Source organism: Streptomyces sp. NPDC005878 (assembly GCF_040629815.1).
In the GTDB taxonomy this organism is placed as follows: Bacteria; Actinomycetota; Actinomycetes; order Streptomycetales; family Streptomycetaceae; genus Streptomyces.
In genome coordinates, this window is the sequence record NZ_JBEXWK010000003.1 from 46,942 (window position 1) to 58,660 (window position 11,719).

General features: G+C 73.5%; 12 protein-coding genes and 1 tRNA gene. 6 read left to right on the forward strand and 7 right to left on the reverse strand.

What is annotated here, in order from left to right:
• Positions 1–81 precede the first annotated feature (81 nt).
• Together ABZ404_RS06505 and ABZ404_RS06510 are read left to right on the forward strand one after the other, a co-directional pair.
• Positions 82–1,896 carry a tetratricopeptide repeat protein gene (locus ABZ404_RS06505; RefSeq protein WP_358832401.1) on the forward strand — a complete coding sequence of 605 codons (1,815 nt, stop codon included), beginning with the start codon at positions 82–84 and terminating at the stop codon, positions 1,894–1,896.
• A gap of 72 nt (positions 1,897–1,968) precedes the next feature.
• A tRNA-Met gene (locus ABZ404_RS06510) sits at positions 1,969–2,045 on the forward strand.
• Positions 2,046–2,187: 142 nt separating this feature from the next.
• On the opposite strand, the gene ABZ404_RS06515 is transcribed toward ABZ404_RS06510, so the two are convergent.
• Positions 2,188–2,604, reverse strand: coding sequence for a Fur family transcriptional regulator (locus ABZ404_RS06515; protein ID WP_358832400.1), 417 nt, complete (start codon positions 2,602–2,604; stop codon positions 2,188–2,190).
• A gap of 125 nt (positions 2,605–2,729) precedes the next feature.
• On the opposite strand from ABZ404_RS06515, the gene ABZ404_RS06520 reads away from it, so the two are divergent.
• Entirely contained in the window at positions 2,730–4,199 is a 1,470-nt protein-coding gene (locus tag ABZ404_RS06520) for a catalase (protein ID WP_358832399.1), read from the forward strand.
• Between the two features lie 146 nt (positions 4,200–4,345).
• On the opposite strand, the gene ABZ404_RS06525 is transcribed toward ABZ404_RS06520, so the two are convergent.
• Positions 4,346–4,747, reverse strand: a complete 402-nt coding sequence (locus ABZ404_RS06525) for a CBS domain-containing protein (RefSeq protein ID WP_358832398.1) — start codon at positions 4,745–4,747, stop codon at positions 4,346–4,348.
• A 212-nt stretch (positions 4,748–4,959) separates the two neighbouring features.
• Positions 4,960–5,760 carry a histidinol-phosphatase gene (gene hisN / locus ABZ404_RS06530; protein WP_358832397.1) on the reverse strand — a complete coding sequence of 267 codons (801 nt, stop codon included), beginning with the start codon at positions 5,758–5,760 and terminating at the stop codon, positions 4,960–4,962.
• A gap of 153 nt (positions 5,761–5,913) precedes the next feature.
• On the opposite strand from hisN, the gene ABZ404_RS06535 reads away from it, so the two are divergent.
• Positions 5,914–6,552 carry a helix-turn-helix domain-containing protein gene (locus ABZ404_RS06535; RefSeq protein WP_358832396.1) on the forward strand — a complete coding sequence of 213 codons (639 nt, stop codon included), beginning with the start codon at positions 5,914–5,916 and terminating at the stop codon, positions 6,550–6,552.
• Between the two features lie 42 nt (positions 6,553–6,594).
• On the opposite strand, the gene ABZ404_RS06540 is transcribed toward ABZ404_RS06535, so the two are convergent.
• The 4 genes from ABZ404_RS06540 to ABZ404_RS06555 form a co-directional block, all read right to left on the reverse strand.
• Entirely contained in the window at positions 6,595–6,918 is a 324-nt protein-coding gene (locus tag ABZ404_RS06540) for a multidrug efflux SMR transporter (protein ID WP_358832395.1), read from the reverse strand.
• Between the two features lie 69 nt (positions 6,919–6,987).
• Positions 6,988–8,001 carry a ribosome small subunit-dependent GTPase A gene (gene rsgA, locus ABZ404_RS06545; protein WP_358832394.1) on the reverse strand — a complete coding sequence of 338 codons (1,014 nt, stop codon included), beginning with the start codon at positions 7,999–8,001 and terminating at the stop codon, positions 6,988–6,990.
• A gap of 15 nt (positions 8,002–8,016) precedes the next feature.
• Complete coding sequence (gene aroA / locus ABZ404_RS06550; protein WP_358832393.1) at positions 8,017–9,342, reverse strand: 3-phosphoshikimate 1-carboxyvinyltransferase; 1,326 nt, start codon at positions 9,340–9,342, stop codon at positions 8,017–8,019.
• Between the two features lie 26 nt (positions 9,343–9,368).
• Positions 9,369–10,073 (reverse strand): M50 family metallopeptidase, encoded by a 705-nt coding sequence (locus ABZ404_RS06555; RefSeq protein WP_358832392.1) that lies wholly within the window; start codon positions 10,071–10,073, stop codon positions 9,369–9,371.
• 49 nt (positions 10,074–10,122) lie between these two features.
• Here ABZ404_RS06555 and ABZ404_RS06560 point away from each other — a divergent pair, with 49 nt between their 5' ends.
• Positions 10,123–10,944, forward strand: a complete 822-nt coding sequence (locus ABZ404_RS06560) for an SOS response-associated peptidase (protein WP_358832391.1) — start codon at positions 10,123–10,125, stop codon at positions 10,942–10,944.
• A 133-nt stretch (positions 10,945–11,077) separates the two neighbouring features.
• Complete coding sequence (locus ABZ404_RS06565; protein WP_358832390.1) at positions 11,078–11,713, forward strand: alpha/beta family hydrolase; 636 nt, start codon at positions 11,078–11,080, stop codon at positions 11,711–11,713.
• Positions 11,714–11,719: the final 6 nt, after the last annotated feature.

Sequence of the window (11,719 nt, forward strand, 5' to 3'; positions counted from 1 at the left end):
TGTGGGCATGTCGACAAAACGCCGAAGTGACCTCACTGGCTGCGGTATACCAGGTGTACGCGGGTAGCGGGTGGTGCGACGATGGTATTTATGGGGGACAGGGCAACTCTGTTGGAGACAGGGCGGTTTGCGCAGATGCGCTCCGATGACGCCGCCGATGCCGAGACCGAGGCACGGCACCGGCGTGCTGCCGACGGCGGCGACGCCGCGTCCATGAGCGTTCTCGGCTCCCTGCTGCTGCGCCGCGGCGACCTCGACAGCGCCGAGCCCTACCTGCGCGGCGCCACCGCCGAGGGCGACCGCGCCGCGGCCAACAACCTCGGAGTCCTGCTGCACCAGCGCGGCTACGCCGACGAGGCGGCCGGGTGGTGGCGCATCGCCGCCGTCGCGGGCTCCGCCGCCGCGGCCCACGCGCTGGGCCGCCACTACCGCGAGCGCGGCGACGAGCCGGCGGCCGAGTACTGGCTGCGCCAGTCCGCCGAGCAGGGCCACGCGCTGGGGGCTTACGCCCTGGCCGACCTGCTGGAGCACCGCGGCGACGTGGGCGCCGAGCGGTGGCTGCGCGCCGCCGCCGAGCAGGGCCACCGCGAGGCCGCGTACCGCCTCGCCCGGCTCATCGACCAGCGCGGCGAGCGCGACGGCGCCGAGCCTGACATCGCTGTCGAGCCCGAGGCGGACGCCGGGGCCAGGAGCACCGAGGCCGAGCAGTGGTACCGCCAGGCCGCCGCGCGCGGGCACCGCAGGGCCGCGCTGCACCTCGGCGCGATCCTGGAGAAGCGCGGCGAGCTGAAGGAGGCCGGGCGCTGGTACCTCACCTCGGCCAAGGACGGCGAGGCCAAGGCCGCCTGCGCGCTCGGCTTCCTGCTCATGGACGCGGGCGACGAGGAGAGCGCGGCCGTGTGGTGGCTGCGCGCCGCCCAGGACGGCGACGGCAACGCCGCCAACGCGCTGGGCGCCCTGCACGCGGCCCGGGGCGAGACGCAGACCGCCGAGCGCTGGTACCGGGCGGCGATGGACGCCGGGGACGACAACGGGGCGTACAACCTGGCGCTGCTCTGCGCCGCCCAGGAGCGCACCGCGCAGGCCGAGCAGTGGTACCGGCGCGCCGCGTACGCGGGCCACCGCGAGGCGGCCAACGCGCTCGCCGTCCTGTTGCTCCAGGCCGGCGACGCGACCGGCGCCGAGCCGTGGTTCTCCAAGGCGGCCGAGGCCGGCAGCGTCGACGCGGCCTTCAACCTCGGCATCCTCTTCGCCAGCCGCGACGACGACCGGACCGCCCTGAAGTGGTACGAGCGGGCGGCGGCGGCCGGGCACACCGAGGCGGCCCTCCAGGTCGGCATGGCGCTGCTCCGGGACGGCGAGGAGGCCGCGGCCGAGCGGTACCTGCGCTGCGCCGCGGGCGGCGGCAGCGCGGAGGCGGCGTTCCGGCTCGCCACGGTCCTCGACGCGCGCCAGCCGCCGGCCGGCGCGCCGGTGCTCGGCGAGCCGGTGGCCGAGAAGACGGAGTGCGAGGAGTGGTACGAGCGTGCCGCCTCCCAGGGGCACCGGCGCGCCCAGGTCCGGGTGGGCATGCTCGCGGCGGCCCGGGGCGACCAGGAGGGCGCCGCGCGCTGGTACCGGGAGGCGGCCGAGGCGGGCAGCCGCAACGGCGCCTTCAACCTCGGGCTGCTGCTGGCCCGCGAGGGCCGCGAGCGGGAGGCCGCCCTGTGGTGGGCCCGGGCCGCCCGGGCGGGCCACGGGCGCGCCGCGCTGCGGCTCGCGCTGCTCGCCGCCCGGTGCGGGGAGCTGGCGGAGGGGCAGCGCTGGTGCGCGCGGGCGGTGGAGCTCGGTCCGGCCGAGGTGGCGGAGCGGGCGGCGCGGCTGCGGGAGGCGCTGCACCAGGAGCTGACGGCGTAGCGCCGCGCGAGCGGGCGGCGGCCGATCGGGTTTGCGCTGGTCCGCGCGGTGACGTACTGTTGGGTTCACCGACGCGGGGTGGAGCAGCTCGGTAGCTCGCTGGGCTCATAACCCAGAGGTCGCAGGTTCAAATCCTGTCCCCGCTACCACGTACTCAGGGCCCGGATCCCATGGATCCGGGCCCTGAGTCGTTTGCGTGTGGGGGTACGGAGAACCGTGTGATTCGGGTGGCGCGGTCTGCGGCCGGCCGGCCCATGCCCGGGCCGTGGGCGGGAGGCCCACGGCCCCGCCCTAGGCCTTCGCGCAGTCCGGGCAGAGGCCCCGGTAGGTGACCTCGACGTCGGAGACCGTGAACCCGAAGCGCTCCCCGGCGGGGAGGTCCGCCAGCGGGTCGCCCGTCGGGTGGACGTCGCGGATCGCGCCGCACCGGGCGCAGACCAGGTGGTGGTGCGGCCGGTGCGCGTTCGGGTCGTACCGCTTGGCACGGCGGTCCGTCGAGACCTCGATGACCTCACCGAGCGTCACCATCTCGCCCAGCGTGTTGTAGACGGTCGCGCGGGAGATCTCGGGCAGCTTGGCCACCGCGCGCGCGTGGACCTCGTCCGCCGTCAGATGCGTGTGGTCCCCGTCGAGGACTTCGGCCACGACGCGCCGCTGAGCCGTCATGCGCCAGCCGCGTCCGCGGAGTCGTTCCAGCAGGTCACTCATAAGGGCCAGCCTAACAGTCGGGGGACCGTGTCCCGAACGGGTGTGACTTTGGATGGCTGCTTGACTTAGACAAAGTCCATTGTAGGATCGGAATCGGCACAGGCCAAGGGACAGGACTCGCAGGAATGACGCAGGAGGCGCACGTGACGCAGGGACCGCTCACCACGGAGGCCGGCGCGCCGGTGGCCGACAACCAGAACAGCGAGACCGCGGGCGTCGGCGGCCCGGTGCTTCTCCAGGACCAGGCGCTCCTGGAGAAGCTCGCGCACTTCAACCGGGAGCGCATCCCGGAGCGCATAGTCCACGCGCGCGGCGCGGGCGCCTACGGCACCTTCACGGTGACCCGGGACGTCACTCAGTGGACGCGCGCGAAGTTCCTCTCCGAGGTCGGCAAGCAGACCGAGACGTTCCTGCGCTTCTCCACCGTGGCCGGCAACCTCGGCTCGGCCGACGCCGTGCGCGACCCGCGCGGCTTCGCGCTGAAGTTCTACACGGAGGAGGGGAACTACGACCTGGTCGGCAACAACACGCCCGTCTTCTTCATCCGGGACGCCATCAAGTTCCCCGACTTCATCCACACCCAGAAGCGCGACCCGTACACGGGCTCCCAGGAGGCCGACAACGTATGGGACTTCTGGGGCCTGAGCCCGGAGTCGACCCACCAGGTCACCTGGCTCTTCGGCGACCGCGGCATCCCGGCCACGCTGCGCCACATGAACGGGTACGGCTCGCACACGTACCAGTGGAACAACGAGGCGGGCGAGGTCTTCTGGGTCAAGTACCACTTCAAGACCGACCAGGGCATCAAGAACCTCACCCAGGCCGAGGCCAACAAGCTGGCCGGCGAGGACCCCGACAGCCACCAGCGCGACCTGCGGGAGGCCATCGAGCGCGGTGACTTCCCGTCCTGGACCGTGCAGGTGCAGATCATGCCGGCGGCCGACGCGGCGACCTACCGCTTCAACCCGTTCGACCTCACCAAGGTGTGGCCGCACGCGGACTACCCGCCGATCGAGATCGGCAAGCTGGAGCTCAACCGCAACCCGGAGAACATCTTCGCCGAGGTCGAGCAGTCGATCTTCAGCCCTGCGCACTTCGTGCCCGGCATCGGGCCGTCCCCCGACAAGATGCTCCAGGGCCGCCTCTTCGCGTACGGCGACGCGCACCGCTACCGCGTCGGCATCAACGCCGACCACCTGCCGGTCAACCGCCCGCACGCCACCGAGGCGCGCACCAACTCGCGTGACGGCTACCTCTACGACGGCCGCCACAAGGGCGCGAAGAACTACGAGCCGAACAGCTTCGGCGGACCGCGGCAGACCGGCCGCCCGCTGTGGCAGCCGGTCCCGGTCACGGACGTGACGGGCAACCACCCCGCCCCGCTCCACGCCGAGGACGACGACTTCGTCCAGGCGGGCAACCTGTACCGGCTCTACTCCGAGGACGAGAAGACCCGGCTGATCGAGAACCTGTCCGGCTTCATCGCCAAGGTCTCGCGCGACGACATCGCCGAGCGCGCGATCGAGAACTTCCGCCAGGCGGACGAGGACTTCGGCAAGCGGCTGGAGGCCGCGGTCCAGGCCCTGCGCGGCTGAACAGCACTGGACCGCTTGCCGTGGGCGGTCGGAGGGCCGGTTCCCCCAGGAAGCCGGCCCTCCGCGCGTGCCCAGGAGCGTGCCCCGGTGCGGGTGCGTGCCCATGTGTGTGTCTGTGCGCGGTGCCGGCGCGCGCCCGTGGCGCTTCAGCCGACCAGTTCGGCCGGATGGCGCCGGGAGGGCGCCCAGCAGCGGATGATGTCCCGGACCGAGACCACGCCGACGGGGCCGGCCCCGTCCAGCACGATCAGGTGCCGGAAGCCGCCGTGGGACATCGCGTCGGCCGCCTCCTCCAGGGTCCAGCCCGGCGCCGCGAAGACGACGTCGGTGGTGGTGTGGGTGCTCGCGGTCTCCCGGTCCGGGTCCTGGCCCTGGCCGAGGGAGTTGAGGATGTCGCGCTCGGTGAGGATGCCGAGCCCGCTGGTGTCGGGGTCGAGGACGACGGCCGCTCCGACGCGGCGCGCGGCCATCAGCCGGGCGGCCTGACGGAGGGTGTGCGTGGGTCCGATGGTGAGGACCACCGTGCTCATGGCGTCACGGACGAGCATGGATGGAGCCACCTCCTTGGTGAACCCCCGTGGTCCCGTACGGGAGTACGGGAAACGAGAACGGATTCACAAGTTCACAAGTGGGGGGGCTCCTAGAGTCGCATCGGGGAAGCGCGTCAACAAGAGGGTGGTAGAGGTCAGTTGAGGGGCGCGTAAAAGTACGACCCACGCCCCTCTCGCGCCCCAGGCGCGCGGCCGCGCCGGGCCGCGCCTCAGTCCGCGGTGCCCACGTGGTTCAACAGCTCGTCGTGGAGCAGCCCGTTGGAGGCCGCCGCGCTGCCGCTGTGCGGGCCCTCCTCGCCGTCCAGACCGGTGAAGACGCCGCCCGCCTCCTGCACCACGATGACGTTGGCCGCCATGTCCCACAGCGAGAGCTCCGGCTCGGCGCAGATGTCCACCGACCCCTCCGCGACCATCATGTACGGCCAGAAGTCGCCGTACGCGCGCGTACGCCAGCACGCCCGCGTCAGGTCCAGGAAGTCGTCGAGCTTGCCCCGCTCCTCCCAGCCGCTCAGCGAGGAGTACGCGAACGAGGCGTCCGCCAGCCGGGAGACGCTGGAGACCCGCAGCCGGGACGCCTGCGACAGACTGCGGCCGGTGTACGCGCCGTGCCCCTTCGCCGCCCACCAGCGCCGGTTGAGCGCGGGCGCCGACACCACGCCGACCACCGGCCGGTAACCGCCCTCGCCCGCCTCCATCAGCGCGATCAGCGTCGCCCAGACCGGCACCCCGCGCACGTAGTTCTTCGTGCCGTCGATCGGGTCGATCACCCAGCGGCGCGGACCCGTGCCCTCCAGGCCGTACTCCTCGCCCAGGATGGCGTCCCGGGGCCGCGCCCGCTGGAGATGGCCGCGGATCAGCTCCTCGGCGGCCTTGTCGGCCTCGCTCACCGGCGTCATGTCCGGCTTGGTCTCGACCTTGAGGTCGAGCGCCTTGAACCGGTCCATCGTGGCGGCGTCGGCGGCGTCCGCCAGGACGTGGGCGAGCCGCAGATCATCGTGGTAGTCGGGCATGGCCACACCGTATCGACCGGCACCCGCGGGGACCACATGGCCCGGGATGCGGACACCGGCCATGGTCCCCCTCCCGCCCGCCGCGGCTCTTGACAGTGCCGGGGCGCGCGTCAACCCTGAGGACGGCCCGCTCGCACGGCCCGGGGAGGCGCGATGCCCACAGCGCGGGAAGCCCTACTGGACGCCGCCGTCTCGGCGCTCACGGCACGGCCCTGGTCGGCGGTGCGGATGGTGGACGTGGCCGCGGCCGCCGGGGTGTCCCGGCAGACGCTCTACAACGAGTTCGGCAGCAAGGAGGGCCTGGCCCGCGCCCTGGTGCGGCGCGAGGCCGACATCTATCTGCGCGGCGTCGACCGCGTCCTGGCCGAACGGGTGGGCCCGGCCGACCGGCTGGTCGCGCTCGTGGAGTGGACCGTGCGCTCGGCGCGCACCAGTGCGCTGATCCGGGCGCTGCTCACCGGCTGCCGGGACGAACGGCTGCCCGCCCCACGCGCGCCCCGCACGCTGGGCGCGCACTCTCCCGTACCGGCGCAGCGGCGCGCGGACGCCGGGGTTCCGGGGCCGTCCGAGCTGGTGGCGACGGTCCGGGACCGCTCGCTCGCGGCGCTGGAGAAGGAGCTGCCCGGGGCGGAGCCGGGCGAGCTCGCGCGCTGCTGCGAGACGGTGGTGCGGCTCGCCCTCTCGTACGTCGTGGCGCCGGATCCGGGGCCGCCCGCGGGGCCCGGCGGGACCGGCCACGCGGCCCATGTCCGCGCGGTCCTGGCCCGCACCCCGGTACGGCCCGCGCTCTGAGGACGGGCGCCGAATCTGGCAGGCGCGCGCCCGGCGCGGGCCTCAGTGCGCCGAGCCCGAGATCTGGAGGCCGATCACGCCCACGATCACCAGCGAGATGGACACCAGCTTCAGCGTGGAGACCACGTCACCGAGGAAGACCATGCCGTAGATCGCGGTGCCCGCCGCGCCGATGCCCGTCCACACCGCGTACGCCGGGCCGACGTCCAGCTTCCTCAGGGAGAGGGTCAGCAGACCGAACGAGCCCAGCGCGAAGGCCGCGAAGGCGATGGTCGGGGCGATCCGGGTGAAGCCGTGCGACAGTTTGAGGCAGACGGCGAACCCCGTCTCCAGGATTCCGGCGACCACCACCAGCAGCCACGCCATGTCCAAGCCCTCCCGCAACACATAGGTGACTGCTCGTCATCGCTAGGGCGATTATGCACGCGGCGCCCGTCAGTCGCCCTCGTGGCGCTCCCGGGTGGCGAGCAGCCGGCGCAGCGAGTAGAGCCGCGCCGGGTCGGCGTGCCCCTCCGCGACCCAGGCGTCCAGCGCGCACTCCGCCTCGTCGTGGCTGCACGCGCGCGGGCAGTTCTCGGTGCCCGGCACCAGGTCCGGGAAGGCCAGGATGACCCGGGACGGGTCGACGTGGTGCAGGCCGAACGACCGCACGCCCGGGGTGTCGATCACCCAGCCGCCGTCGCTGCTCGCCAGCGGCAGCGCGAGCGCCGAGGTGGTGGTGTGCCGGCCGCGGCCGGTGACCGCGTTGACATGGCCGGTGACGCGCCGGCGGTCCTCCGGGACCAGCGCGTTGACCAGCGTCGTCTTGCCGACACCGGAGTGGCCGACGAACGCGGTGGCCTTGCCGCCGAGGTGCGCGCGCACCCGGTCCGCCGCGTCGCCGCTGTAGAGCTCCTCGCGCGAGGTGACGACGTGCGGGACGCCCAGCGCCCCGTACATCTCCAGGAGTTCGTCCGCCGGGGCGAGATCCGACTTGGTGAGCACGAGCAGCGGGGTGAGCCCCGCGTCGTACGCGGCGACCAGGCAGCGGTCGATCAGCCGCGGGCGCGGCTCGGGGTCGGCCAGCGCGGTGACGATCGCCAGCTGGTCCGCGTTGGCGACGATCACCCGCTCGAAGGGGTCGTCGTCGTCCGCCGTGCGGCGCAGCACCGAGCTGCGCTCCTGGATGCGCACGATCCGCGCCAGGGTGTCCTTCTCGCCCGAGAGATCACCGACGATCATGACGCGGTCGCCGACCACCGCGGCCTTGCGGCCCAGCTCGCGGGCCTTCATCGCGGTGACCGTGCGGCCCTCGACGAGACAGGTCAGCCGGCCCCGGTCGACGGTGAGGACCATGCCCTCGCAGGCGTCCTCGTGCTTGGGGCGGATGGTGGTGCGGGGACGGTTGCCCTTGCGGTTCGGGCGGACCCGGATGTCGTCCTCGTCGGGGTTCTTGCCGTAGCGGCGCATCTGCTCAGGCCCCGCTCAGTTTCCGGCCCCGGTCAGCATCTCGGTCCACATCCGCGGGAAGTCGGGCAGCGTCTTGGCGGTCGTGGCCACGTTCTCGATCCCGACCCCCTCCACGGCGAGGCCGATGATCGAGCCGGCCGTGGCCATGCGGTGGTCGTCGTACGTGTGGAAGACACCGCCGTGCAGAGCGCGCGGGCGGATGTGCAGACCGTCGGCGGTCTCGGTGACATCGCCGCCGAGCTCGTTGATCTCCTTGGTGAGGGCCGCCAGGCGGTCCGTCTCGTGCAGGCGCAGATGGGCGACCCCGCGCAGCGTCGAGGGCGAGTCGGCCAGCGCCGCCACCGCCGCGATGCCCGGGGTGAGCTCGCCGACCTCGCTCAGGTCCACGTCGATGCCGTGGATCGCGCCCGAGCCGGCGAAGACCAGGCCCCGCTCGGTCAGCTCGCAGGAACCGCCCATCTCGGTGAAGATCCGCCGCAGCTGGTCGCCCGGCTGGGTGGTGCGCTCGGGCCAGTCCGGGATCGTCACCCTGCCGCCGGTGATCAGGGCGGCCGCCAGGAACGGCTGGGCGTTGGAGAGGTCCGGCTCGACGGTGAGGTCGCGGCCGAGCAGCGCGGACGGCGAGACCCGCCACACGTTCGGCTCGCCGCCGGTCTCCGGCTCGTCCACCTGCGCGCCGACCGAGCGCAGCATGTCGACCGTCATCCGGATGTGCGGCATGGACGGCAGGGTGGCGCCGGTGTGCCGTACCTCCACGCCCTGGTTGAAGCGGGGCGCGGAGAGCAGCAGCGCGGAGACGAACTGGGACGAGGAGGAGGCGTCGATCCGGACCCGCCCGCCGTCGAGGGCGCCGCTGCCGTGCACGGTCAGCGGGAGCGCGCCCCGGCCGTCGTCGTCGATCCGCGCGCCGAGCGCGCGCAGCGCGTCGATCACGCCGTTCAGGGGCCGTTCGTAGGAGCGGGGGTCGCCGTCGAAGCGGACCGGGCCGTCGGCGAGGGCGGCGACCGGTGGCAGGAAGCGCATGACCGTACCGGCGTTGCCCACGTCGATGGCGGCCGGGCCGTGCAGACCGGCCGGGATCACGCGCCAGGCCTCGCCCGAGCCGTCGGGGCCCACGCCCTCCTCGATGCCGACGCCGAGGGCGCGCAGCGCCTCGGCCATCAGCAGGGTGTCCCGGGAGCGCAGGGGGCGGCGCAGCCAGCCGGGCTCGGCGGCGAGGGAGGCCAGCACCAGCGCCCGGTTGGTGACCGATTTCGATCCGGGCACGGTGACCGTCGCGTCGACGGCTCCGCTTGCGACGGGGGCGGGCCAGAGGGCGGGGTGCACGGGCGTTTCGGTCATGGCTCTCACTTTAGTGGGGGGAGAACCTAGAGTCCGAGCAGCCACCGTCCGCCGCCGATGAGCGAGCAGACCGAGACGGCGTGGAAGAGGAAGAGCCAGAGCGCCGGTGGTACGGACGTGAGCCGCGCCAGCTGGTCGGCGTCGGAATCGCCGCTGTTGTGCCGGCGCCGCTTGGCCTGGAGCTCGAAGGCCGGCCGGACGCCCCCGAGCAGCAGGAACCACACCACCGCGTACGCGAACGCGGACTGCACGTCGGGCGAGGTCAGCCAGGACACCAGCAGGAAGGCGGCGCCGCTGAGGACCACGGTGAGCACGCCGTACGCGTTGCGGATCATCACCAGCATCACGAGCAGCAGGGCGGTGGCGATCCAGAGCAGCAGGGTGACGCGGTGGGCGGCGAGCAGCCAGGCGCCGCCGAGGCCGAGCAGCGGGGGAGCGGTGTAGCCGGCGGCGGCGGTCAGGATCATGCCGAGACCGGTCGGGCGGCCCCGGCTGACGGTGAGGCCACTGGTGTCGGAGTGGAGCCGGATGCCGTCCAGGCGGCGGCCCGTGAGCAGGGCGACCAGGCCGTGGCCGCCCTCGTGGGCGATGGTGATCGCGTTGCGGGACAGCCGCCAGACGCCGTGCGGCAGTACGACGGCGAGGGCGGCCACGGCGGTGGCGACCACCAGCCACTGGGCGGGGGCGGCCTGGGTGTCGAACACGTGCAGATCGGGCAATTCGTCGGCCATTTCCGGGACGGCTCCTCGTGGTGGGCTGCCGCGTGGCAGGGTGACGGTCATGTGTGGGAGGTATGCGGCGAGTCGTGGCCCCGAGGATCTCGCGGACGTCTTCGGGATAGAGAAGTGGGACCCCGATCCGGGCGAGGCGCTGGCGCCCGACTGGAACGTGGCCCCGACCAAAGAGGTCTACGCGGTCCTGGAGCGTCCACTGAAAGACGCGGACGACCCGCGTCCGGTTCGCCAGCTGCGCAAGCTCCGGTGGGGCCTGGTGCCGTCCTGGGCGAGCTCGCCGGACGGGGCGGCCCGGATGATCAACGCACGGGCGGAGACGGTGCACGAGAAGCCGTCCTTCCGCCGCCCCTTCGCCGCCCGCCGCTGCGTCATCCCGGCGGACGGCTACTACGAGTGGGTCACCGGGGCGGACGAGCGCGAGCTGGAGGTCGAGGGGAAGCGGAAGCGGCCGCGCAAGCAGCCGTACTTCATCTCCCCGGCGGACGGGTCGGTGTTCGCCATGGCCGGGCTCTACGAGTTCTGGCGGGACCGGTCGCTGCCGGAGGACCACCCGGGCGCGTGGTGGGCCACGTGTTCGGTGATCACGACGGAGGCGGAGAAGGGGCCGCTGGGGGTGGCCCCGCCAGAAGGGCCGTCCACCCTCTACGCGATCCATCCCCGGATGCCGCTGATGCTGCCGCCCTCGCGCTGGGACGCGTGGCTCGACCCGTCCACGACGTCCGTCGAGGAGCTCCGGGGGCTGCTGGCCCCTCCGCCGGAGGGGCTGATGCGGGCGTACGCGGTGTCGACGGCGGTCAGCAATGTGCGGAACAACGGGCCGGAGCTGCTGAAGGAGCTGGCGGGCCCGGAGGAGGGGACGCTGTTCTAGGGGGCCTCGCCCCTCCCCCGGGGAAGGGGTGTCGTGATCATCCGCAGGCCGTCCGCCGCCGGTCGTGGGATTGCCCGCGCTCCCGAGGGGCCGGGAACGCCGTAGAGGTTCCGGGTCCCGGCAGGATGGGGGCGTGACATCCACCGATCTTGTCGAGACACCCGCCGGGGACGCCCGGATCACCTGGCACCGCGCCCGTACCCCGCGGCTCCTCCTCGCCCTCGGCCACGGCGCGGGCGGCGGCATCGAGGCGCGGGACCTCGTCGCGCTCGCCGGTGCCCTGCCCCCGCTCGGCGTCAGCGTCGCCCTCGTGGAGCAGCCCTGGCGTGTCGCCGGGAAGAAGGTGGCGCCCGCGCCCAGGACCCTGGACACGGGGTGGCGGGCCGTGTGGCCCGCCCTCGCCGCCGCGGGGGTGCCCGTCGTCGCCGGAGGGCGCAGCGCCGGGGCGCGGGTCGCCTGCCGGACCGCGCGCGAGCTGGGCGCGCACGCCGTGCTCGCGCTCAGCTTCCCGCTGCACCCGCCCGGCCGCCCCGAGAAGTCCCGGGCCGAGGAGCTGCTCGGGGCCGGGGTGCCCACCCTCGTCGTCCAGGGCGGCAACGACCCCTTCGGGCGGCCGGAGGAGTTCCCCGAGGGCGCCTACGAGCGGGTGGAAGTGCCGTCCGGGGACCACGGGTTCGCCGTGCCCAAGCGGGGCGCCCTGACCCAGGAGGAGGCCCTCGGGATCATCACCGACGGCGTCGGGCGCTGGGTGGGCGCGCTGCGGGAATGACACGTA